Origin of the sequence: Dyella ginsengisoli LA-4, assembly GCF_000334915.1 — a bacterium.
Lineage (GTDB): Bacteria > Pseudomonadota > Gammaproteobacteria > Xanthomonadales > Rhodanobacteraceae > Dyella_A > Dyella_A ginsengisoli_A.
In genome coordinates this window covers 18,223-41,515 of record NZ_AMSF01000088.1, presented here as the reverse complement: position 1 = coordinate 41,515, position 23,293 = coordinate 18,223, and the positions used below count along the sequence as shown (strand labels likewise).

Here is a 23,293-nt window from a genome sequence, read left to right as displayed (position 1 = left end):
CATGGCGCCACCGTGTCCACACCGCCGGGAGACCGCCATGATCGCCTGCAAGCCCACCTTCCTCGCCACTGGCCTGCTCGTGCTGGTGGCTGCCGCAGCGCCGGCCCATGCCAGCGGCCAGCTCAAGGTTTGCGCCGACCCCGACTACCTGCCGTACTCCAACCAGGCCGGCCAGGGCTTCGAGAACGCCGTCGCGCAGTACGTGGCCAAACAGCTCGGCGCCAACGTCGACTACACCTGGGCCGACTCGCGCGGCCACGGCGGCTACTCCGAGTGGCTGGCGCGCAATCTCGACAGCGGGCACTGCGACGTGGTGATGAGCATGCCCTACGGCAATCAGGAGGAGCTCACCACCGACCCGTACTACGTGTCCTCCTACGTGTTCGTGTTCAAGAAGGACAAGGGCTACGACCTCACCGACCTCAACTCGCCGGACCTGCACAAGCTGAAGATCGGCTTCGAGTCCGACACGCCGGTGGAAGCGGGCCTGCAGCTGCGCGGTATGGTCACCGCCGCCAGGGCGTATGACGTCGGCGGCAAGGCCGGGGTCTCGCCGCGCAGCGTGCTGGACGACCTGGAGAGCGGAAAGATCGACGTGATGATCACCTGGCAGCCGGCGATCGGCGCCTTCCTCAAGGACTATCCCGACCTCACCACGGTGACCCTGCCCAACTCGCGCGCCACCGGATCGCCGGAGATGTACACCTTCCCGATGTCGATGGCGGTGCGCCAGGGCGACACCGCGCTCAAGCAGCGGCTGGACCGGCTGATCAAGGCCCACGACAACGAGCTGAAGGCGATCCTGCGCCAGCACGGCGTGGAGACGCATCCCGAGCCTGCCGCCGGCATGGACGGCATGGCCAACCTCTGACCCCTTTTCGCCCGATGGAGCCTGTGCCCATGCATCGTCCCCTGCTGCACTGTCTGTCCCTGCTCGGCCTTGCCCTCGGCGTGGCCGCTCCGCTCGTTGCCCGTGCGAGGGACGCAGGCATGTCGCCGGGAGAGGCCAAGGCACGCGCCAGCAACTGCTTCGCCTGCCATGCGATCGACCACAAGCTGGTGGGACCGGCCTACGACGCGGTGGCCGACCGTTACCGCGGCAAGGGCGGGGCGACGGTCGCGATGCTGGTGAAGAAGATCAAGGAGGGTGGCGCGGGCAACTGGGGCGACATCGCGATGACCGCGCATCCGGAGCTCAGCGATGCGGACATCACCGAGATGGTGCACTGGATCCTCTCGCTGCACGGCCAGCCCTCCGAAGCCAAGGCCAACCAGCCGGCCGCGACACAGGAGGAGAGCCATACCTACAAGACCCCCGACGGCAAGCCGGTGACCACCGACTTCGCCGTCTTCACCGGGCCGGACCAGAAGCAGGTGACCGATGCGGTGTTCCACGGCTACGAGCAGTACAACTCCTACTGCTTTCGCTGCCACGGCGGCGATGCGATCGGCGGCGAATACGCGCCGGACCTGCGCAAGTCGCTGGAGGGCGGCATGACCTGGCAGCAGTTCCTGAGCACCGCGATGGCCGGGCGCCAGGCCAAGGGCATGCCGTCGTGGGCCGGCTTCTTCGAGGAGAAGGACATCCGCGCGATCTACGACTACATCAAGGCGCGCCAGCTCGACCTGGTACCGCCGGGACGGCCGCCCAGCGCCCAGGACTGAAGGTCGTTTGCCACGGCGGGCATCGGCCTGGGACCATCCGCCTCCCCCCAGTTCCGTTCCATCCATCGAGGAGTCGCATCCATGAAATCCAGAGCCGCCGTCGCCTGGGAAGCAGGCAAGCCGCTGAGCATCGAGCAGGTCGACGTGGAGGGGCCGAAGGCCGGCGAGGTGCTGGTGCGCATCGTCGCCACCGGCGTATGCCACACCGATGCCTACACCCTTTCCGGCGCCGATCCGGAAGGCGCCTTCCCGGCGATCCTCGGCCACGAGGGCGGCGGCATCGTCGAGGAGGTCGGCCCGGGCGTCACCTCGGTGAAGCCGGGCGACCACGTGATCCCGCTGTACACGCCCGAATGCGGCGAGTGCGAATACTGCCGCTCGGGCAAGACCAACCTGTGCCAGAAGATCCGCATCACCCAGGGCAAGGGCCTGATGCCGGACGGCACCTCGCGCTTCTCGATCAACGGCAAGACCATCCTGCACTACATGGGTACCAGCACGTTCTCCGAGTACACCGTGCTGCCGGAGATCTCGCTGGCGAAGATCAACCCGGCCGCGCCGCTGGACAAGGTGTGCCTGCTCGGCTGCGGCATCACCACCGGCATCGGCGCGGTGCTCAACACCGCCAAGGTCGAGCCCGGCTCCACCGTGGCGGTGTTCGGCATGGGCGGCATCGGCCTGTCGGTGGTGCAGGGCGCGGTGATGGCGAAGGCCTCGCGCATCCTGTGCGTGGACATCAACCCGTCCAAGTGGGAGATGGCCAAGGCGCTGGGCGCCACCGACTTCGTCAATCCGAAGGATTACCCGGACACGCCGATCCAGCAGGTCATCGTCGACATGACCAACGGCGGCGTGGACTACTCGTTCGAGTGCATCGGCAACGTCAACGTGATGCGCTCGGCGCTGGAGTGCTGCCACAAGGGCTGGGGCGAGTCGACCATCATCGGCGTGGCCGGCGCGGGGCAGGAGATCAGCACCCGGCCGTTCCAGCTGGTCACCGGCCGCGTCTGGCGTGGCTCCGCGTTCGGTGGCGTGAAGGGACGCAGCCAGCTGCCGGGTTACGTCGAGCGCTATCTCAAGGGCGAGATCAAGATCGACGAGATGATCACCGAGGTGATGCCGCTGGAAGACATCAACCGCGCCTTCGATCTGATGCACGAGGGCAAGGTGATCCGCTCGGTGATCAAGTACTGACCGGACGCCGATGGACCGTCGCTGCGGCGGCGGTCCATCGGCCTCGGCCTTCCGTCGTGTTCCGCACATCCACTGGAGGTCACACCATGGCAAGCGTCTCGATCCATCCCGCCGTCGACCACGGCGTCAAACCCGGCAAGGACGGCTTCGGCGGAGGCACGCTCACCTGTCTGTGCGCGGACAAGCCGGTGAAGGTGAAGGTCGGCGCGCAGACCGCGCACAACCATGTCTGCGGCTGCAGCAAGTGCTGGAAGCCGAAGGGTGCGGTGTTCGCGCAGATCGCGGTGGTCGGCCGCGACAAGGTCGAGGTGCTGGAGAACGGCGACAAGCTGGGCATCGTCGACGCCAGCGCGGCGATCCAGCGCCATGCCTGCAAGGTCTGCGGCACCCACATGATCGGCCGCATCGAGAACAGGGACCATCCGTTCTACGGCCTGGACTTCGTGCATACCGAGCTGTCGAAGGAAGACGGCTGGGCGGCACCGGGCTTCGCCGCGTTCGTCTCCTCGATCATCGAGTCCGGCTACAACCCGGCCGGCATGGACGCCGTGCGCGCGCGCCTCAACGAGCTGGGTCTGCCGCCGTACGACTGCCTGTCGCCGCCGCTGATGGACGCCATCGCCACGCACACGGCCAAGGCCAGGGGCACGCTGTACAAGGGAGCGTGACTCGCGTCGCGAGCAGCGGGCCGTTCGACCAAGGTCGCCTTGGGCGGACGGCCGGGCGGTTGGGATGATCGATACCCGGACCCTGGTCGAACGGAACGCCCTGCCCATGCCGAGTCGCCGCATCGCACGGACGTGTGCCGCCGAAGCCCGACCTGCGTGGAAAGCCATCGGGACCATGGGGCTTGCCGTGCTCGGCCTGGCGGCCAGCCCGCGCGTGCTGGCCGACCGCCCGGTCAAGCAGTTCCGCGAAGTGAAGGTGATCGCGATCGCGCCGCTGCCGGGGTTCGAGGTGCCGCCGCTGCAGATCCCGCTCAACGTGCAGAGCGCACAGGCCGACGACATGGCGCAGCTGCACGGGCAGGCGATCACCGGCCTGCTCGAGGGCAACTTCCAGGGCGTGAACCTCACCCAGTCGCAGGGCAACCCGTGGCAGGCCAACCTGATCTTCCACGGCTACACGCTGTCGCCGCTGCTCGGCTCGCCGTCGGGCATCTCGGTGTACTTCGACGGCGTGCGCCAGAACGAGCCGTTCGCCGAGACGATGAACTGGGAGGCGATCCCCGATTTCGCCGTGCGCGACGTCGAACTGGTGCCCGGCTCCAACCCGCTGTACGGCCTGAACACGCTGGCCGGTGCGCTGCTGGTGACCAGCAAGAGCGGCTTCACCGATCCGGGCGGCACGGTGGATGTTTCCGGCGGCTCGTGGGGACGGATCCAGGCCGACGCCAGCTTCGGCGCGCATGGCCGCACCGGGGCGATCTACGTCGGCGCGGCGAACGACTACGAACGTGGCTGGCGCGAGTATTCGCCCAGCCGCGTGCAGCAGGCCTTCGTGCGCGGCGACTGGCGGCCGGACGAGGACACCTCGCTGATGCTCGCCTACACCGGCACGGCCGGACGCCTGTCGGGCACGCAGTCGTTGCCGCTGGAATGGATCGACACGCCGAAGGCCGGCTTCACCTGGCCGGACCACTTCCGCAACCGCCTGAACGCATTCACGCTGCAGGGTACGCACGAGCTGGGTGCCGACTGGGCGGTGCAGGCGAACGGCTATCTGCGCCTGTCCAGCAGTCGCAGCTTCAATTCCAACACCAACGACTACGCCGCCTACGATCCGGCGGTCGATGGGCCGCTCGGCTATGCCGTCGACGGCGCCTATGATCCGGCTTCGGTCGGACAGTACTGGTACGCCGGGGTGAGCCCGGCCTACGACCCGGCGAACCCCCAGGCGACGATCAACAACGTGCCGGCCAGCAACGTGCTCGGCCAGGTGCGCACGCGCGGCTACGGCTTTTCGCTGCAGGCGGTGGACGGCGCGGCCTTCGCCGGTCACGACAACCAGCTCACCGTGGGCGTGAGCCTGGATGTGGGCGCCAGCGATTTCACCCAGTACGCCCAACCGGCCTATTTCCCGCTCGATCCGGCACGGCGCGGCGATGCGATCGGGCTGGCGCCGTTCGCGCTCGATCCGCTGACCAACGCCGGGGCCTCCAACCGCAGCATCGGCGTGTATGCGATGGACGTGTTCGCGCTCACGCCAGCGGTGCATGTCAGCGCCGGCGGGCGCTACAACCTCAGCCGGTTGGCGGTGACCGACCGTTCCGGCGCAGAGCCCGACATCAACGGTCGCCAGCGCTTCCATCGCTTCAACCCCAGCCTCGGGCTGACCTGGAACCCGTCGCCGGCGTTCGGCGTCTACGCCAACTACGACGAGGGCATGCGCACGCCTACGCCGATCGAGTTCGAGTGCGCCGACCCTGCGGCCCCCTGCGCATTGCCCAACGACTTCACCGGCGATCCGCCGCTCAAGCCGGTGGTGGTGCGCACGATCAGTGGCGGGTTGCGCGGCAGCACTGCCGACGGGCGGTTGCGCTGGAACGTGTCGCCTTACTTCAGTCGTGCCAGCAACGACATCCTCACCGTGTTCACCGGCGGCAGCTCGCAGGGCTATTTCGCAAACGTGCCGAGCACGCGCCGGCGTGGAGTCGACCTGGGCATCGGCGGCGAGCGGGGGCGGCTGGAGTGGCAGGCCAATCTCAGTCTGGTACGGGCCACCTACGGTGCGTCGTTCGAGACGGTGAGCGACGCCAATTCCAGTGCCGACGGCGCCGGCGCGATCCGGGTGCGCCGAGGAGATCGCCTGCCTGGCGTGCCGGAGCGGCTGTTCAACCTGTCCGGCGAATACCGGCTGACCGACCAGTGGTCGTTCGGCGCCAACCTGCGTGCCTATTCCGGGCAGTTCGCGGTGGGCGACGAGAACAACGCCGACCGTCATGGCGCGCTCCCCGGCTACGGCGTGGTATCGCTGGACCTGCACTATCGGCCGAACCGCGCGCTGGCGTTCTTTGCCAGCGTCGACAACCTGTTCGACCGCCGCTACGTCAACAGCGGTCAACTCAGCACCAACGTGTTCGACACTCCGGGCCGTCTGATCGACACCACGGGCCCGGGTTCGCCCACGCTGTTCGCGGCACCGGGGCCGCCGCGTACGTTCCTGCTCGGCGTGAGCTACGCCTTCGGCGGCGCGGCGGCAGGCGACGACTAGCGCCGTCCGGCGCTCAGCCGGGCAGCACGATGCGATGCTTGCGGATCTTGCGGTACAGGGTGTTGCGGCTGACGCCGAGCGCGGTTGCCGTACGGCTGATGTTCCAGTGCATGCGCTCGAGTTCGAGCATCAGCGCGTCGCGCTCGGCCGTGCCCAGCGCATTGGCCGGTTCGCGGTTGCCGGTGTGATCCAGGGCGGCGGCCGGAGCGCCGGATGCCGGGTTGGCGAATTCCCTCCCGAGCTGGGCCAGGCCGATGCGTCCGTCCTCGCCGCAAAGCGCCGTCGCCATGCGCAGCACGTTGCGCAGCTGGCGGATGTTGCCGGGCCACGGATGCGCCAGCAGCCGCTCCATCGCCTCGTCGTCGAACGCCGGCACCGGTCCGTCGGGAATCTCCTCGCGCAGCAGGGTCTGGATCAGCTCCCGCTTGTCGGTGCGCTCGCGCAGCGTGGGCAACTCCAGGGTGATGCCGTTGAGGCGGTAGTAGAGGTCCTCGCGGAATTCGCCCTGCTGCACCATCGCCAGCAGATCGCGGTGGCTGGCGCTGATCACGTGCAGATCCACCGGAATCGCCGCGTCGCCGCCCAGCGGCACGATCTCGTGCTCCTCGAGCACGCGCAGCAGGCGCGTCTGCAGGGCCAGCGGCATGTCGCCGATCTCGTCCAGGAACAGCGTGCCGCCGCTGGACTGGCGGATCTTGCCGACATGGCCCTCGCGTGCCGCGTCGGTGAACGCGCCGCGGGTATAGCCGAACAGCTCGCTCTCGATCAGCGCCTCGGGGATCGCCGCGCAGTTCACCGCCACGAACGGCTTGTCGGCCCAGCTGGCGGCCTGGTGCAGCGCCTTGGCGAACACTTCCTTGCCGGTGCCGGTCGCGCCCTGCAGCAGGATCGGTACGCGGCGGCCGAACAGCTGACGGCCACAGTTGAGATTGTGCTGCATGCGCGGATCGCCGCCCACGTGGCGACGTGCCGCCGGAGCGCCGGGGTCGGTTCGCGTGACGCTCGCCACCGTCGCCGCCCGCCGCTGCATCGGTGCCCGGGCGTTGGCGAAGAATCGACGCCCGTAGGCGATGTCGCGCACCGGCCAAAGCGACGCCGCCTCGTGCGTGGCGTGGCGGCGCAGGGTGTCCATGTCCAGTGGCAGCAGGCTGGCGAGCGGCTTGCCGACCAGTTGCGCACGGCTGCTGATACCCAGCTGCACCAGTGCCGCCTCGTTCACCGCCAGCACGTTGCCGTTGTCGTCGATCGCCATCAGCGCCTCGTGCAGCAGGCCGACGAACTCGGCCCGGCTGTGGAAGCGCAGCACCCAGGCATCGCGGAAGCGACCGAGGAAGTGGCAACGGGCGATCAGGTTGGCCGACATGCTGACCAGCGCCATGGTGTGGCTCTGCACCAGCCGCGTATCGGCGGTGCTGGCGGCGGAGGCGTCGAGCACGCCGAGCACGTCGCCATCGACGTCGAGGATCGGCGCGCCGCAGCACGACAGCCCGGCGTTGTAGCGGCGGAAGTGCTCGCCGCAGTAGACCGTGACCGGTGCGCGCTCGGCCACCGCCGTGCCGATGCCGTTGGTGCCTTCGTGCTGCTCGCTCCACACTGCGCCGACCCACAGCCCGGCGCCGCGGAAGTCGCGCCGGGCCTGGCTGTCGGTGATCGCGCTGAGCACCACTGCGTCGGCGTCGCTGAGGATCACCGCGTAGCCGGAGCCGGCGATCTGCTCGTAGAGGTTCTCCATCTCGGCGCGGGCCACGCCGAGCAGCTCGCCCAGGGTTTCCTGGCGCGTCCGCACGGATGCGGTGTCGAGCACCACGGTGCGCCGCTCGGCGTCCGGCTCGATGCTGTAGCGGTTCAGGCAGCGGTCCCACGACTTGGCGACGTATGGGGACACCTGGCTGGTGCCTACGCGCGCCTGCAGCAGGCTCGCGATGCGCGAGGAGGGCTGGCTTGCCGTCAGGGCGTTGCTCATGACCGTGACTCCTTCGGTCCCTGACGCCTGGCTGTGCGGCACGCTGTCCCGCGTCGCATCGGTCGGGGGTGGTCTTGCGCGTCAGGTGGATTCCGAGCATCGCGCCCACCACGGATCGCCGCAAACTGCAGCGCAGCATCGGGATGCCCCGGCGTGAAGCATTTGACACGCCGTGTCACGGGTCGGCTGCGCCACGGGAGCAACACCTGCACCAGGGATCGTCGGTCGCAGGGGCTTTGCGCGCTGGTCCGGGTCTTGCGTGGCTCCTGCGGCCGGCGAGGCGCCGGGCAGGGATCGACCGCATGAACCGCATCCAGGTGACGCAGCACATCGGATATCCGGCCGAAGCGGTCTGGGCGGTGGTGGGTGACTTCGGCGGCCTGCACCGGTGGCACCCGCGGGTGCGGCGGCTGGACCTGTCGTGGGAGGGGCGCATCCGCACCCTGCACCTGGCCGGCGGCGGTCGCGTGGTCGAGCGGCTGGAGGCGCGCAACGACGCCGCCTACCGCTGCGTCTACGTGCTGGTCGACGGCTCGCTGCCGCTGGCCGACTGCCGCTCGATCCTGGCCGTGCATGCCGACGGGCCGGCCTGTCGGGTCGACTGGTCGTGCGAATTCGAGCCGCGGCGCGAAGCCGGAGCGGACGTCGCGGGGCTGATGGAGGCGCTCTACGACGAGGGCCTGCAGGCTTTGGCCCGGGCGCTGGCCGTCCGCTGAGACCGGCCTGGATGTAAGATGGTGCGGCGCCGCGATTTCCCGCGGGCGCACGTTTCCCGGCGATTCCGAGCGGTTCCGCACCCGGTGCGGGCCCGGCCGGCGACCGCCTGATCCCCGGCTGTTGAGGACTGCATGCCTGCTACTGCGTTTCTTGTCGATGGTGCGTTTTTTCTCGCCCGCTACCGCAAGGTATGGGGCGACCGCGATCCCAACGACGCGCGCACGGTGGCCAAGACCGTGTTCGGCATGGCGCTGGAGCATCTCAAGGTGCTGGATCGTCCGCGCGAGGCGCTGTACCGCATCTTCTTCTACGACTGCCCGCCGCTGGAGCGCACCCTGGTCAAGCCGGTCAGCGGCGACAACGTGGATTTCGGCCGCACCGGCGCCGCTGCGTTTCGCCGCGAGCTGCACGACCAGCTGCGCCGCCAGCGCAAGATGGCGCTGCGCCTCGGGCGGCTGAGCGAGCGCGGCGAATGGCAGCTGCGCCGTGGCGCGTTCCAGCAGCTGCGCGAGGGCACGCTGGCGTGGGACGAGCTGGGCGACGAGCATTTCGAGCCGGAGATGCGCCAGACCCAGGTCGACATGAAGATCGGCATCGACATCGCCGCGCTGGCCTACAAGAAGCAGGTCGACCAGATCATCCTGGTCGCCGGCGACGCCGACTTCATTCCCGCGGCCAAGCTGGCGCGGTACGAGGGCATCGATTTCATCCTGGATCCGATGTGGCAGGGCATCGCACCGGATCTGCACGAACATATCGACGGCCTGCAGTCGGTCTGTCCGCGTCCATACTGAACGGCCAGCCGTATCTGCACATCGTTATCACTCTGCCTGCGCCAGCGTGCCGGGCGGGGAGGCGCCGCCAGGCGCGATCGAACAGGGAGCACACCATGACATCGTCGGTTCCGGGAAAGTGGCTGCTGGCGGGGCTGTGCGCCCTCGCGCTGGCCGCGCCAGCGTCGGCGCAGACCCTTGCCGATGCGGAGGGGCAGGACCAGCCGCCGGGCGAACTGGTGCCGCCGACCAGTGCCGTCGACTTCACCGCGGCCCAGCTCGACACCGTGCTGGCCGGCGACTGGCGCAGCGCGGCCGAACGGGCGCGCGACCGCTACCGCCACCCCAAGCAGACGCTGGAGTTCTTCGGCGTGCAGCCGGACCAGACCGTGGTGGAGATCACCCCCGGCGGCGGCTGGTACGCGGACATCCTCGCGCCGCTGCTGCGCGACAACGGCCAGTACATTGCCGCGGTGGCCGCCCCGGCTCCGGGCAAGGCGGCCGACGACACGCTGAAGCAGAAATTCGCCGCCGCGCCGGCGGTGTACGGCGACGCGCGCGTGGTCACCTTCGACCCCAAGGCGCCGGTGTTCGGTCCGCCCGGCAGCGCCGACACGGTGCTGACCTTCCGCAACGTGCACAACTGGGTCCAGGCCGGGACCGCGCCGGCGATGTTCAAGGGCTTCTTCAAGGTGCTGCGGCCGGGCGGCGTGCTCGGCGTGGTCGACCATCGCGCCGCTGCCGGCGTATCGCTGGATGTGGCGAAGGGCAGCGGCTACCTGCCGGTGGCTGCGGTGGTGAAGCTGGCCACCGATGCCGGCTTCGAGCTGGAGGAGTCCAGCGAGATCAACGCCAATCCGGCCGATACCAAGGACTACCCCAAGGGCGTGTGGACGCTGCCGCCCACGCTGACCCTGGGCGACACCGGACGCGCGAAGTACCTGGCGATCGGCGAATCGGACCGCATGACGCTGCGCTTCGTGAAGCCGGAGGGCCCGGCGCCGGCCGCATCGGTGCCGTCGCCGGCCAAGGCCGCCTCATCCCTCTGACGGCGTCCGTCGCTCCGTGCTGATCGCGTTGAACAAGCCCTATGGCGTGCTCTGCCAGTTCACCGACGCGGACGGCCGTCCCACCCTGGCCGATTTCGTGCGGCAAAAAGGCGTCTACGCCGCCGGCCGGCTCGACCAGGACAGCGAGGGCCTGCTGCTGCTCACCGACGAGGGCGCGCTGGCGCACCGGCTCACCGATCCGAAGCACAAGCAACCGAAGACCTATCTGGTGCAGGTGGACGGGGCGATCACCGACGAGGCGATCGCCGCGCTGCGTCACGGCGTGGTGCTGAAGGACGGGCCGACCCTGCCGGCCGGCGCCGAGCATGCCACCGAGCCGGACTGGCTGTGGCCGCGCGATCCGCCGGTGCGTTTCCGCAAGGCGATCCCCACCAGCTGGTTGCGCATCACCCTGCGCGAGGGGCGCAACCGGCAGGTGCGCCGGATGACCGCGGCGGTGGGCTTCCCCACCCTGCGACTGATCCGCGAGCGGATCGGTCCGCATGCGCTGGACGGCCTGCCGCCCGGGCAGACCCGCGTCCTGCGCTGACGCCGCTCAGGCGGCGGCGAGGCCGAAAAACCCGGCAGCGGTGGCGCTGGTGTGTGCGGCCAGCGCTTCGAAAGACTCTCCGCGGTCGCGCGCGATCTCCTCGGCGATGTGCTTCAGGTACATCGGCTCGTTGCGCCGGTGGCTGGGCTGCGGGCGCACCGTGCGCGGCAGCAGGTAGGGCGCGTCGGTCTCGATCATCAGCCGGCCGGCCGGGATCTCCCTCACCAGCTCGCGCAGGTGCAGGCCGCGGCGCTCGTCGCAGATCCAGCCGGTGATGCCGATGTGGCAGTCCAGCGCCAGGTAATCGCGCAGCGCCTCGCCGGTATCGGTGAAGCAGTGCACCACCACCGCCGGCACCCGGTCGCGGTAGCGGCGCAGCAGGGCGAGGAAGTCCTCGTGCGCGTCGCGCTGGTGCAGGAACAGCGGCTTGCCCAGCTCCGCGGCGATGCGCAGCTGGCGCTCGAAGACCTCGCGCTGCACGTCACGCGGCGAATAGTTGCGGTGGTAGTCCAGCCCGGTCTCGCCGACGGCGCGGACCTCCGGGTGGGTGGCCAGCTCGCGCAGCAGCGCATCGGTGGCCTCGTCGTAGTCCACCGCATGGTGCGGGTGCACGCCGGCGGTGGCGTACAGCACGCCGGGATGGGCCCGGGCCAGCGCCAGCGCGCCGCGGCTGCCGTCGCGGCTGGCGCCGGTGACCACCATGTGCGCCACACCGTGGGTGCGGGCGCGGGCCAGCACGGCGTCGAAGTCGTGGGCGAAGGATTCGTGGGTCAGGTTGGCCCCGATGTCGATCAGCATGCGTCGGTCTTGGCAGGCAAAGTCCGTATTGTCGCAAGCCCGCGCCGCGCGCGCGACGCGCAACGCATCATTCCCGGAATACCCCATAGGCCATTGCCGTATTGCCGGATCGGCCGGGCTTGCCTAGGGTGGCCGGCCTTCGCGCGCGGCCGCGCCCCCGGTGGGGGCGGAGGTTCTTGCGCCTGCCCGCATGGACCCGGTGGTTTGTGAACGGGGCGCCCGCGGTCGCCGCCCGGGGTTGTACCGGATGTGCTAACAATGCGCGTCTGGCCGGTGCGGGGGCGACGGCCGGTCGAAGAAGTCCGTGATCGCAGTGGAACGGGGTGGGTGATGTCGGCAGTGGTGAGCGCGTCGGGAGACGCAATGCAGGCGGCCATGGATGATCGCGAGGCGGCCGTATGCGCCTTGCTGGTCTCGCGCGGCGCGCTCAAGGATGGCGACCTGGTCCGCGCCCGACGGCTGCACGAAGAGGCTCCGGAGGGCACGTTGACCGCCCTGATGGCCCGGCTCGGCCTGGTGTCCGAGCGCGACCTGGCCCAGGCCTGGTCCGAGCTGCTCGATGCGCCGCTGGTGTCCACCCGCGACGTGCCCGAACTGCCGCCGTCCGAGCTGGACGTGTCGCCGCGCTTCCTCAAGCAGCAGCACGTGGTGCCGATCCGCCAGGGCGAGGACGCCCTGGCGCTGGTGGTGTCCGATCCGGCCGACCCGTACCCGCTCGACGCCGTGCGGCTGGCCGCGGGCAAGCCGGTGGCGCTGTGCATCGGCCTGCGCTCGGAGATCGACGACCTGATCGAGCGCTACTACGGCCAGGGCCGCTCGGCGATGGGATCGATCGTGGAGAACCTCGACGGCGCCGGCGCCACCGAGGAAGAGGACGTCGAGCACCTGCGCGACCTCGCCTCCGAGGCGCCCGTCATCCGCCTGGTCAACCTGATCCTGCAGCGCGCGGTGGAGCAGCGCGCCTCGGACGTGCACATCGAGCCGTTCGAGAACCGGCTGAAGGTGCGCTACCGCATCGACGGCGTGCTGCACGAGGTGGAGGCGCCGCCGTCCAGCTCGACCGCCGCGGTGATCAGCCGCGTGAAGATCATGGCCAAGCTCAACATCGCCGAGCGCCGCCTGCCGCAGGACGGCCGCATCCAGCTGCGCGTGCAGGGCAAGGAGCTGGACCTGCGCGTGTCCACCGTGCCGACCAGCTTCGGCGAGTCGGTGGTGATGCGCATCCTGGACCGCGAGTCGGTGGTGTTCGACTTCGCCTCGCTGGGTTTCACCGAGGCGTTCGAGAAGCGCTTCGTCGAAGTGCTGCAGCGTCCGCACGGCATCCTGCTGGTCACCGGCCCGACCGGTTCGGGCAAGACCACCACGCTGTACACCGCGCTGTCGCAGATCAACACGCCCGACGTGAAGATCATCACCGTCGAGGATCCGGTCGAGTACCAGCTCGAAGGCATCAACCAGATCCAGGTGAAGCCGCAGATCGGACTGGACTTCGCCGGCGCGCTGCGCTCGATCATGCGCCAGGACCCGGACGTGATCATGATCGGCGAGATGCGCGACCTGGAGACCTGCCGCATCGCGATCCAGTCCGCGCTCACCGGCCACCTGGTGCTGTCCACGCTGCACACCAACTCCGCCTCCGGCGGCGTCACCCGCCTGCTCGACATGGGCGTGGAGGACTACCTGCTCGGCTCCACCGTCAACGGCATCCTGGCGCAGCGACTGGTGCGCCGGCTCGACCCGGAGACGGCGATCCCGTACGAACCCTCGCCCGAGGTGATCGCCGAGTTCGAGCTGGAGAAGTACACCAGCGAGCGGCCGATCCGGCTGTGGAAGCCGGGCACCAGCGCGTCCAACCCCACCGGCTACCGCGGTCGCCGCGCGATCATGGAATTCCTGGTGATGACCGACCCGCTGCGCCGGCTGATCATGCAGCGCGCCGACGCCGGCGAGATCGAGCGCGCCGCCCGCGCCGAGGGCATGCGCACCATGTACGAGGACGGCATCGCCAAGGCGGTGGCCGGCGTGACCACGCTGGAAGAGGTCCTGCGCGTGACGCAGGAGGGCTGACGTGGCGCAGTTCCGCTACCGCGCGGTCAGCGACGCCGGCGACATGCTGCAGGGCCAGATGGAGGCAGCGTCGGTCGAGGACGTGATCGCCCGCCTGCAGGATCAGGGCCACACCCCGCTGGAAGCGGCCCCGGCCGACGCCGGCGGCAGCGGCGGTTCGTTCGCCGCGCTGTTCGCGCGCGGCCCGTTTTCCGGCGACCAGCTGGCCCAGTTCACCCACCAGCTCGCCACCCTGCTCGGTGCCGGCCAGCCGCTGGACCGCGCACTCGGCATCCTGCTCGAGCTGCCCGAGGGCGAGCGGGCGAAGAAGCTGATCGAGCGCGTGCGCGACCGCGTGCGCGGCGGCAGCACACTGTCGCAGGCGCTGGACGAGGAACACGGCGTATTCCCCAAGCTGTACATCTCGCTGGTGCGCGCGGGCGAGGCCGGCGGTTCGCTGGAGGACACCCTGCGCCGCCTGGCCGATTACCTGGAGCGTGCCCAGCAGCTGCGCGGCAGCATCGTCAACGCGCTGATCTACCCGGCCTTCCTGATGGTCGGCGTGCTCGGCTCGCTGGTGCTGCTGCTGGCCTATGTGGTGCCGCAGTTCGTGCCGATCTTCCAGGACATGCAGGTGCCGATCCCGCTGATCACCCGGGCCGTGCTCGCGCTGGGCAACCTGATCCAGGACTGGTGGTGGCTGATGGTGCTGCTGATCGTTGGCGCGGTGTTCGTGCGCCGCGCGCAGCTGCGCGATCCGGACGCCAGGCTGGCCGCGCACGCGAAGCTGCTGCAGCGACGGGTGGTCGGGCCGCTGCTGGTGAAGGTAGAGACCGCGCGCATCGCGCGCACGCTGGGCACGCTGCTGAAGAACGGCGTGCCGCTGCTGTCTTCGCTGACCATCGCGCGCCAGGTCACCTCCAACCGCGCGCTGGACGAGGCGCTGGCCACCGCCGCCGAGCAGGTCAAGGGCGGCGCGGGCCTCGGTTTCGCGCTGGCGCAGTCGCAGCGCTTCCCGCGACTGGCCCTGCAGATGGTGCAGGTGGGCGAGGAGGCAGGCCAGCTCGACACCATGCTGCTGAAGGTGGCCGACACCTTCGAACTGGAGAGCCGCCGCGCGATCGACCGCCTGCTCGCCGCGCTGGTGCCGGCGCTGACCATCGTGATGACCGTGCTGGTGGCGATCATCATGGCGGCGATCCTGCTGCCGCTGCTCAGCCTGACCAGCAACATCCAGTGATCGGCGGTGTCCGAGAGTTTCCGAACGTTCCATGACGAGAGGTAAGTCCATGCAGTCCAGGTCTCCCCGCGCCGCGCGCCGCAGCGCCGGCTTCACCCTGCTCGAGATGCTCGCGGTGATCGTGCTGATCGGCATCATCGGCGCCGTGGTGGTCACCCAGGTCGGCAAGAACGTGGACAAGGGCAAGTACGGTGCCGGCAAGGCGCAGCTCACCACGCTCGGCCAGAAGATCGAGAACTACGCGCTGGACAACGGCACGCCGCCGCGCCAGCTCGAGGATCTGGTGACCAAGCCGTCCAATGCGGCCAACTGGCAGGGACCGTACGCCAAGCCGTCCGAACTGAAAGACCCGTGGGGGCATGCCTTCGGCTACAAGTACCCGGGCGAGCACGGCAGCTTCGACCTGATCTTCTACGGCCAGGACGGGCAGCCGGGTGGCGACGGCTTCAGCAAGGACGTGGGCAACTGGCAGTAGGCGCTGCCCGCTCGGATCTCTCCGATGAGTACCCGCTGCTCCCGTCGCCGATCCGCCGTGCACCATGCGCGGGGCTTCACGCTGTTCGAGATGCTGGCGGTGATCCTGCTGATCGGCATCGCGGCGGCGGCGGTGTCGATCTCGGTCTCGCAGGGTCTGGCCGGTGCGCGCGTCAGTGCGGCCAGCGGTGAACTGGCCGCCACGCTGCGCGCCACCCGCGCCCAGGCCATCGTGAAGGGGCAGGAGCAGCACTTCGACCTGGACATCCGCGCCGGCAGCTACACCGGCGCGGACGACCGCACCCGCGAGCTTCCGAAGGGCATGAAGGTCAGCATCACCAGCGCGAAGGAAGACCAGGTGTCGCCTACCGTGGGGCGCATCCGCTTCTTCCCCGACGGCAGCTCCACCGGGGGGCACATCACCCTGCAGCAGGGGCAGCGACGCTGGCAGGTCAACGTGGGATGGCTGACCGGCGCGGTCAGCGTGGTGCAGCCCGGCGCGGCGCAGCCATGAAGATGTCTCGCCGCCAGCGGGGCTTCAGCCTGATCGAAGTGATCGCGGCACTGCTGCTGCTGGCGATCGCCTTCACCGCGCTGATGAAGGTGGCCGGCGGCGCGATCGACCTGACCCACCGCGCCGCACAGCGCAGCGAGGCGGCGATGTGGGCGCGCAGCCTGCTGGACAGCGCCTTCGTGATCGAGCCGCCGCAGGCCGGTACCCGGACCGGACGCTTCGACAAGCGCTACCGCTGGCAGTTGCAGGTGACGCCGTGGACGCCGGAGGGCAAGGCGCCGCCGAATCCGCCGCTGCAGCTGTATCGGCTGGACCTCGACGTGCGCTGGAGCGAAGGCGGCCACGAACAGGACGCGCGCTTCAGCACGCTTCGCGCCGGGATGCCGACCGGTGCGGGCGGAGGCGGGCGGTGATGCGCGCACGCGGTTTCAGCCTGCTCGAGGTGCTGCTGGCACTGGTGCTGCTCAGCGTGCTGCTGCTCGGCGTGTACTCGGGTATCCGCACCGCCACCCACGGCGTGCGCTCGGGCACCGCGGCGGTGGAGCGGCTCGACCAGATCCGCTCCACCCAGCAGCTGCTGCGACGCGAGCTGGCGCAGGCAATGGTGGCGCCGATCGATCACGACGCCAACGGCGATGCGCTGTTCTTCGAAGGCAAGGCCGATGCCATGCGCTTCGTCGCCCCGCTGCCGGGCTATCTCGACAAGCTCGGGCCCCAACTGCTGAAGCTGTCCTTGGTCGATGATCATCATGGCGGCAAGCAGCTGCAGTTGCAGCTGGCCCTGCTGCCGCCGGACGGCAAGCCGCCGCGACCGCTGGGCAAGCCGCAGCTGCTGCTCGATCACATCAGGCAGGGGCGGTTCCAGTATCGCGGGGTGGATGCGCAAGGCCGCGTCGGCGACTGGCAGGACAGCTGGCCGGACGGGCGGCTGATGCCGCAGCTGGTGCGCATCGAACTGACCCCGCAAGGCATCACGCCCTGGCCGGAACTGACCATGCCGCTGCGCATCGACCCGAGCAGCGGGCTGATGCTGCAGGGGCCGCTGCTGCGCATGCGGGCGGCGGGAGCGCGATGATGCAAGGATCGCCTTTCCCCCGTCGCCAGCGCGGCGTCGCACTGCTGGTGGTGCTGTGGGCCTGCACCCTGTTGGCGGTGCTGCTCGGCGGCTACGCGCTGATGGCGCGCACCGAGGCCTTGCAGGCGCGCTATGCGTTTGCCCACACCCAGGCGCACTACGCGGCCGAGGCGGGTATCGCACGGGCGGTGTACGCGCTGCAGGACCCGAGACTGGCGCAGCGCTGGATTCCCGACGGACGGTCGTACACCTTCCCGTTCGGCGACGCCTCCGTGGCGGTCCAGATCGTCGACGAAAGCGGCAAGGTGGACCTCAATGCGGCATCGCCAGCCGTGCTCACCGGCCTGTTCAAGGCGGCCGGCATGGAGCCGCGGGCCGCCGAGCAGCTGGCGGGCCGGGTGGCGGCCTGGCGCAGCTTCAGCGATGCGGTGGGACCGAACCCGGCCGACGCGGCCTATACCGCGGCGGGGCTCGACTACCTGCCGCGGCACGGGCCGTTCGCCAGCATCGAGGAGCTGCGGATGGTGCTCGGCATGCCGGCGGCCGTCTACAAGGCGGTCGCCTCGCAGGTCACGCTGTGGTCAGGGCGCGACGCGCCCAATCCGGCCACTGCGCCGCCGCTGGCACTGGCGGCGATTCCGGGCATGGATGCGGCGCGGATCCAGCAGGCCGAGGATGCGCGGCAGGCGCTGGATCCGGCGACCGCGATGGCGTCCGGTGCCGGGGTAACGCATAGTATCCGTTCGCAGGCGACGCTTCCCGACGGCACCAAGGCCGTGGTGCGGGCAACGGTTCGCCTGCGCGGGATCGGGGCTGGCGTGCAGCCGTACGCGGTTTTGCGCTGGCAGGAGGGAGACGGGGAATGAGTACCGCAATGCAGTCGCTGCGGCCGTCGCTGGAGCGCGCGCGGCGCGCCTGGCGCGGCTCGCCACTGCCGGCGTTCCTGGCGTGGTGGGGCGGCGAACTGCGCGCCCTGCTGCCGGTCCGGATGCGCCAGACGCTGGCCAGCGGTGCCGACTGGCACCTGCTGGAGCACCGGGACGGACACTGGAGCGTGCGCCGTGCCGGTGAGCCGGGCCTGCTGGCGCAGTGGCCCGACGACGGCGATCCGACGATCCAGCAGCAGGCCCTGCGCCAGGCACTGGCCGCGGTCGATCCGCAGGACCTGCGCCTCGCGCTGTGCCTGCCGGCGTCGGCCGGCCTGCGCCGCACGCTGGCGTTGCCGCTGGCCGCCCGCGACAACCTGGCCCAGGTGGTCGGTTTCGAAATCGACCGGCAGACCCCGTTCCGCGCCGAGCAGGTGGCGACCGACGTGCGCGAGCTGGCGCGCCCGGTGGGCGAGGGCCGCTTCGCGGTCGAGCTGATTGCCCTGCCGCGCACCACGCTCGATCCGTTGCTCGAGCGGCTGGCCGCCCTGCGCATCCGCGTCGATGCGGTCGACCTGCTTGACGGCGATGCCCGGGTCGGCGCGAACCTGCTGCCGCCCGCGCAACGACCTCGCCGGGTCGATCCGCGCGCGCGGATGAATCTGGCGCTCGGTGCCGCCTGCGTGGTGATGGTGGGGCTGGTGCTGGGGCAGTGGCTGCACAACCGCCGGCTCGCGCTGGACGCGATGCAGGCGCAGGTCGACGCCATGCACGGCGAGGCGCAGCAGGTCGCGCTGCTGCGCCAGCAACTGCAGGACAACGCCGGTGCAGCCGGCTTCCTGGCGCGCAAGAAGAAGGACACCGTGCCGGTGCTGGCGCTGCTGGACGAACTTACCCGCCGTCTGCCCGACAGCGCCTGGCTGGAACGCTTCAGCATCGACAGCAACGGCCACCTCGGTTTCCAGGGGCAGGCGACACAGGCGGCCAAGCTGGTCGATGCACTGAAGGACGATCCACTGATCCGCGACGTCGGCTTCCAGGGCTCGATCCAGGCCGACCCGACCACCGGCAAGGAACGCTTCTACCTCGTCGCCAACGTGCGCACGCCGGCAACTCCCGCAGCCGCGGCTTCCGCGGGAGCCACGCCATGAGCCGGCTGGTGATGAAGCCGCGCGACAGCCGGCTGGCGGCGATCGGCCTGCTGCTGGTGGTGCTGGTGATCGCCTACTTCGTGCTGCTGCACTGGTGGTTCGTGGCGCCGCTGCAGTCGATCAACGCGCAGATGAGCGATCTGCGCGATACCCAGAGCCGCTACGCCGCCGCCATCGCGCAGAAGCCGGAGCTGGAGAAGCGTCTCGCCGCGATGGGCGCCGGACAGGCGGCGAGCAGCGCGTTCCTGCCCGAGGACGATCCCAACGCCGCGACCGCCGGGCTGATGCAGCGGGTGGTCGACGTGACCGGTGCGCACCATCGCGACGGAGGTTGCGAGGTGACCCAGAAGATGCCGCTGCCCGAGCCCCAGGCCGACAGCAACGAGCCCTACCGGAAAGCCGCGGTGAGCATCAGCCTGCGCTGCGACATCGAGCCGCTGGCCGCGGTGCTGAACGACCTGGAGCAGGGCACGCCGTACCTGTTCGTCGGCGACCTGAGCATCTTCCGCAATCCGGTGATCACCCAGCAGAACGCCCAGGCGCCGCTGGAAGTGCAGTTCACGCTGACCGGCTATGTGCGTCCGTCGCACGCCGGCACCGGCGCCACCCAGGGAGCCGCGCCGTGAAGGCCGCCACGCAACGCCGGCTGACGCCGATGCTGGTGCTGGCTGCCGGCATTCTCGGCGCCGCGCTGGTAGTCCTGTTGCTCGGTCTCGGCCAGGGTGTGCGCTGGCGTGCGCCGCATCCGGTGGCACCGCTGCCGCCGCCCGGGCACGGTGCCGCGTTGCCGCCGCCGCAGCCGCTGGACCGCTTCGCCACCGTCTGGCAGCGACCGCTGTTCCGTCCCGACCGGCGTCCCGGCGCACGCTCCGGTGACGGCGGTGCCGTCGGCGACCTGGCGCTTACCGGGGTGATCCTCACCCCCGGCTTGCGGATGGCGCTGGCGCACGACAAGACCAATAACCGCGACCTGCAGATCGCCCAGGGCAAGACTACGCCGGACGGCCGCTGGACCCTGGTCGAGGTACAGCCGCGCGCAGCAGTGTTCGATGGCCCTGACGGCCGGGTCGAACTCAAGCTGCCGGCCGGCGCCCCGTTCGACAAGACGCCGCCGGCGCCGGACAACGCGCCCGGTGCCGCCGAGATGCGCAAGGAGGCCGGCGGCGCGCCGTTTCCGGCGACCGGATCGTCGCCGCGCATGGGCCTGACCCCGCCCGGCGCCGGGCGTGCGCAGCGCGGGCACCAGACCGAAGCGCAGCTCCAGGCCGAGCGGCTGCGCCAGCTCAACGCCATCATCCAGAAACGTCGGGCCGAGCAGGCAGCCTCGACCCAGCAAGGAGACCATTGATGTTCCGCATGCTGAAGCACCCGATGATCCGCGTGGCCGCACTGGCCAGCGTGGTCTGGCTGGCCGGCTGCGCCACGATGCCGCCGCCGCCCGACGACGGCGCGCTGCAGCGCGAAGCAATGGCCGGCACCGAAAAGCCGGTGCCGGCGCCGCTGCCGCTGGCCAACCGGCTGGGTGCCGAAGCCCCGGCGGCGGTCAAGCCGGAGCTGCGCACCGGCACCGGCCAGTTCATCCATCCCACCGCGCTGGCGACCCCGCGGCCGGTCGCCAAGGGCGATGGCGCGGTCACCTTCAACTTCGAGAACCAGCCGGTGCAGGCGGTGGTGAAGGCAGTGCTGGGCGACCTGCTGAAGAAGAACTACACCATCGCGCCGGGCGTGCAGGGCAACATCTCCTTCGCCACCGCCGAGCCGGTGGATTCCAGCCAGGCGCTGCCGATCCTGGAGATGCTGCTGTCGTGGACCGGCAACGCGCTGGTCAGCAACGCCGGCGGCTACGTGGTGATGCCGGCCAAGGACGCCGCGGCCGGCAATCTGGTGCCGGGCCTGGGCGCCAGCGCGCCGGCCGGCGGCCTGCAGGCGCGGCTGTTCCCGCTGCACTACATCAGCGCGGTGGAGATGCAGAAGCTGATCAAGCCGTTCGCGCGGACCGACTCGGTGCTGCTGGTCGACCCGGCGCGCAACCTGCTGGTGCTTTCCGGCACGCCGCAGGAGCTGGCCAACTACGCGCGCACCGTGCGCACCTTCGACGTGGACTGGCTGCGCGGCATGTCGGTGGGTGTGTTCTCGCTCGAGCACGCCAGCGTCACCGACCTGATGCCCAAGCTCGACAGCCTGTTCGGCAAGGACGGCAACACGCCGCTGGCCGGCATGCTGCGTTTCATCCCGATCGAGCGCACCAACGCGCTGGTGGTGATCTCCACCCAGCCGGACTACCTGCACGAGGTCGGCGACTGGATCCACCGCATCGACCGCGGCGGCGGCAACGAGCCGCAGCTCTACGTCTACGACGTGCGCAACATCAAGGCCTCGGACTTGGCCCATTACCTCGCGCAGATCTACACCGACAACGCTGGCGGGGGAAGCAGCTCCAGCGGCGAGGTGGGGCCGGGCCTCACTGGCGGCACGATCGGCAACACCGGTGGCGCCAGCGGCCGTTCGATGGGCAGCACCGCGGGCAGCTTCGGCAGCAGCAGTGGCGGGCTGGGCGGCAGCGACAGCGCGCGCGGCGGCGGTTTTAGTGGCAGCAGCGGGCTGGGCGGTACCGGCGGCAATGCCGGACAGGGCGGTCAGGGTACGACCGGTGGCGCGCTGATCAACGCCAACGGCTCCGCGGCCGGTGGCGGTGCCGGCGACCAGGAGTACAGCTCCGGTGACGGCAGCATCCGGATCAGCTCGGTCGACTCCAACAACCAGCTGCTGGTGCGCGCGCGGCCGTCGCAGTGGGCAGAGATCCAGGACGCGATCCAGCGCCTGGACACCGTGCCGCTGCAGGTGCAGATCGAGACCCGGATTCTCGAAGTGAACCTGAGCGGCGACTTCAAGTTCGGTGTGCAGTGGTACCTGCAGGGCCTGGCCGGCGGCACCCAGAACAGCGATGGCAGCTTCACCCCGGGCAACCCGAACAACCCGCGCCAGGGCGCACTGGGCATCGGCGGCAACACCTACGTGCCCAGCAATGGCGTCACCGGCGATGCGCTGTTCTACTCCTTCGTCAACTCCAACCTGCAGGTGGCGCTGCACGCGATGGAGACCAGCGGCAACACCAAGACGCTGTCGGCCCCGTCGATGGTGGTGCTGAACAACCAGGTGGCGCACATCCAGGTCGGCAGCCAGGTGCCGATCAACACCACCAGCATCTCCACCACCGGTGTCAGCAACACCGTCAGTGAGGCGCAGTACATGTCCACCGGCGTGATCCTCAACGTGCAGCCGCGGGTCAATCCCGGCGGGCTGGTCTATCTCAACATCGGCCAGCAGGTCAGCCAGGTCGACCGCACTGCTGCTCTGGTCAACGGCAATCCGACCATCTCGCAGCGCGAGCTGGCGACCCAGGTGGCGGTGCAGAGCGGGCAGACCGTGCTGCTCGGCGGCCTGATCCAGCAGGACGAGGGCACCTCCGACGGCGGCGTGCCCGGCCTGAACCGCGTGCCCATCCTCGGTCGGCTGTTCGGCACCACCAGCCGCACGCACAGCCGCACCGAGCTGATCGTGCTGATCACGCCGCGGGTGATCACCAGCAGCGACGACGCCCGCCAGATCACCGAGGAGTACCAGCAGAAGTTCGAATCGCTGGCGCCGCTGCGGGCGAAGGGGGCGATCGCGCCGACGGCTGACGTCCCGCTGCCCTCGCCGGACGCGGGTGCGCCGGCGGCCACTCCCGAGCAGCTGCAGCAGCAGGCCGAGGCCGCGCTGGCGCAGTCCGACTACGCCAGTGCCCAGGCGCTGGCGCTGCGCTCGTGGCGGCAGGGCAAGCGCCACGGCGACCTGTGCGTACAGAACTGGCGGGTGATCGGCGAGGCGCGGGAGCGACTGAAGGACACGGCGGGCGCACAGACTGCCGACAAGTGGATGCAGCAGTGCGTGGCGGCTGACCCCCGTTAGCCGTCACGCGCGACCGGATCCTCACCGGCGGAGCATGCCGGTGCGGATCCGCCG

General features: G+C 70.0%; 22 protein-coding genes. 20 read left to right on the top strand and 2 right to left on the bottom strand.

What is annotated here, in order from left to right; genetic code table 11:
• Positions 1-37 precede the first annotated feature (37 nt).
• From C693_RS22215 to C693_RS22205, 5 genes are all read left to right on the top strand, one after another.
• Positions 38-871, top strand: a complete 834-nt coding sequence (locus tag C693_RS22215) for a transporter substrate-binding domain-containing protein (RefSeq protein ID WP_017463858.1) — start codon at positions 38-40, stop codon at positions 869-871.
• Positions 872-900: 29 nt separating this feature from the next.
• Positions 901-1,665, top strand: a complete 765-nt coding sequence (locus C693_RS22780; protein WP_017463857.1) for a c-type cytochrome — start codon at positions 901-903, stop codon at positions 1,663-1,665.
• An 81-nt stretch (positions 1,666-1,746) separates the two neighbouring features.
• The gene (locus C693_RS0118930) at positions 1,747-2,859 is read left to right on the top strand and encodes an S-(hydroxymethyl)glutathione dehydrogenase/class III alcohol dehydrogenase (protein WP_017463856.1); all 1,113 of its coding nucleotides are present in this window, start codon (positions 1,747-1,749) and stop codon (positions 2,857-2,859) included.
• 86 nt (positions 2,860-2,945) lie between these two features.
• Positions 2,946-3,527, top strand: a complete 582-nt coding sequence (gene gfa / locus C693_RS0118925; RefSeq protein ID WP_017463855.1) for an S-(hydroxymethyl)glutathione synthase — start codon at positions 2,946-2,948, stop codon at positions 3,525-3,527.
• Between the two features lie 175 nt (positions 3,528-3,702).
• Positions 3,703-6,072: a TonB-dependent receptor gene (locus C693_RS22205; protein ID WP_017463854.1), complete on the top strand. Its 2,370-nt coding sequence runs from the start codon at positions 3,703-3,705 to the stop codon at positions 6,070-6,072.
• A 13-nt stretch (positions 6,073-6,085) separates the two neighbouring features.
• Here the strand turns inward: C693_RS22205 and C693_RS0118915 are convergent, their stop codons facing one another.
• A complete protein-coding gene (locus tag C693_RS0118915; protein WP_017463853.1) occupies positions 6,086-8,035 on the bottom strand; it encodes a sigma-54-dependent Fis family transcriptional regulator in 1,950 nt (649 codons plus the stop codon).
• Between the two features lie 302 nt (positions 8,036-8,337).
• On the opposite strand from C693_RS0118915, the gene C693_RS0118910 reads away from it, so the two are divergent.
• The 4 genes from C693_RS0118910 (at position 8,338) to C693_RS0118895 (ending at position 11,124) form a co-directional block, all read left to right on the top strand.
• Positions 8,338-8,751 (top strand): SRPBCC family protein, encoded by a 414-nt coding sequence (locus C693_RS0118910; RefSeq protein WP_017463852.1) that lies wholly within the window; start codon positions 8,338-8,340, stop codon positions 8,749-8,751.
• 132 nt (positions 8,752-8,883) lie between these two features.
• Positions 8,884-9,546 carry an NYN domain-containing protein gene (locus C693_RS0118905; RefSeq protein ID WP_017463851.1) on the top strand — a complete coding sequence of 221 codons (663 nt, stop codon included), beginning with the start codon at positions 8,884-8,886 and terminating at the stop codon, positions 9,544-9,546.
• A 95-nt stretch (positions 9,547-9,641) separates the two neighbouring features.
• Positions 9,642-10,574 carry a class I SAM-dependent methyltransferase gene (locus C693_RS0118900; protein ID WP_017463850.1) on the top strand — a complete coding sequence of 311 codons (933 nt, stop codon included), beginning with the start codon at positions 9,642-9,644 and terminating at the stop codon, positions 10,572-10,574.
• A 16-nt stretch (positions 10,575-10,590) separates the two neighbouring features.
• On the top strand, positions 10,591-11,124 hold the full coding sequence (locus C693_RS0118895) for a pseudouridine synthase (protein ID WP_017463849.1): 534 nt from the start codon (positions 10,591-10,593) through the stop codon (positions 11,122-11,124).
• Positions 11,125-11,130: 6 nt separating this feature from the next.
• Here C693_RS0118895 and C693_RS0118890 read toward each other — a convergent pair whose 3' ends face one another.
• The gene (locus tag C693_RS0118890; protein ID WP_017463848.1) at positions 11,131-11,922 is read right to left on the bottom strand and encodes a TatD family hydrolase; all 792 of its coding nucleotides are present in this window, start codon (positions 11,920-11,922) and stop codon (positions 11,131-11,133) included.
• 363 nt (positions 11,923-12,285) lie between these two features.
• On the opposite strand from C693_RS0118890, the gene gspE reads away from it, so the two are divergent.
• The 11 genes from gspE to gspD are packed head-to-tail and all read left to right on the top strand — an operon-like array spanning position 12,286 to position 23,239.
• A complete protein-coding gene (gene gspE, locus C693_RS0118885) occupies positions 12,286-13,989 on the top strand; it encodes a type II secretion system ATPase GspE (protein ID WP_017463847.1) in 1,704 nt (567 codons plus the stop codon).
• Between the two features lies 1 nt (position 13,990).
• Entirely contained in the window at positions 13,991-15,208 is a 1,218-nt protein-coding gene (gene gspF / locus C693_RS0118880) for a type II secretion system inner membrane protein GspF (protein WP_017463846.1), read from the top strand.
• A 49-nt stretch (positions 15,209-15,257) separates the two neighbouring features.
• A complete protein-coding gene (gene gspG / locus C693_RS0118875; protein WP_017463845.1) occupies positions 15,258-15,683 on the top strand; it encodes a type II secretion system major pseudopilin GspG in 426 nt (141 codons plus the stop codon).
• A 24-nt stretch (positions 15,684-15,707) separates the two neighbouring features.
• Positions 15,708-16,196, top strand: a complete 489-nt coding sequence (locus C693_RS0118870) for a GspH/FimT family pseudopilin (protein WP_083868365.1) — start codon at positions 15,708-15,710, stop codon at positions 16,194-16,196.
• Complete coding sequence (locus C693_RS0118865; protein WP_017463843.1) at positions 16,193-16,609, top strand: type IV pilus modification PilV family protein; 417 nt, start codon at positions 16,193-16,195, stop codon at positions 16,607-16,609. Before C693_RS0118870 ends, C693_RS0118865 begins: the two co-directional genes overlap by 4 nt.
• Positions 16,609-17,271 (top strand): prepilin-type N-terminal cleavage/methylation domain-containing protein, encoded by a 663-nt coding sequence (locus tag C693_RS0118860; protein WP_017463842.1) that lies wholly within the window; start codon positions 16,609-16,611, stop codon positions 17,269-17,271. The genes C693_RS0118865 and C693_RS0118860 overlap by 1 nt, the downstream gene beginning before the upstream one ends.
• Positions 17,271-18,137: a general secretion pathway protein GspK gene (locus C693_RS0118855; protein WP_017463841.1), complete on the top strand. Its 867-nt coding sequence runs from the start codon at positions 17,271-17,273 to the stop codon at positions 18,135-18,137. The genes C693_RS0118860 and C693_RS0118855 overlap by 1 nt, the downstream gene beginning before the upstream one ends.
• Positions 18,134-19,288, top strand: a complete 1,155-nt coding sequence (locus tag C693_RS0118850; RefSeq protein ID WP_017463840.1) for a PilN domain-containing protein — start codon at positions 18,134-18,136, stop codon at positions 19,286-19,288. Before C693_RS0118855 ends, C693_RS0118850 begins: the two co-directional genes overlap by 4 nt.
• A complete protein-coding gene (gene gspM / locus C693_RS0118845; protein ID WP_017463839.1) occupies positions 19,285-19,914 on the top strand; it encodes a type II secretion system protein GspM in 630 nt (209 codons plus the stop codon). The genes C693_RS0118850 and gspM overlap by 4 nt, the downstream gene beginning before the upstream one ends.
• Positions 19,911-20,636 (top strand): hypothetical protein, encoded by a 726-nt coding sequence (locus C693_RS0118840; RefSeq protein WP_017463838.1) that lies wholly within the window; start codon positions 19,911-19,913, stop codon positions 20,634-20,636. Before gspM ends, C693_RS0118840 begins: the two co-directional genes overlap by 4 nt.
• Positions 20,636-23,239 carry a type II secretion system secretin GspD gene (gspD, locus tag C693_RS0118835; protein WP_017463837.1) on the top strand — a complete coding sequence of 868 codons (2,604 nt, stop codon included), beginning with the start codon at positions 20,636-20,638 and terminating at the stop codon, positions 23,237-23,239. The genes C693_RS0118840 and gspD overlap by 1 nt, the downstream gene beginning before the upstream one ends.
• The last annotated feature ends 54 nt before the right edge of the window (positions 23,240-23,293 follow it).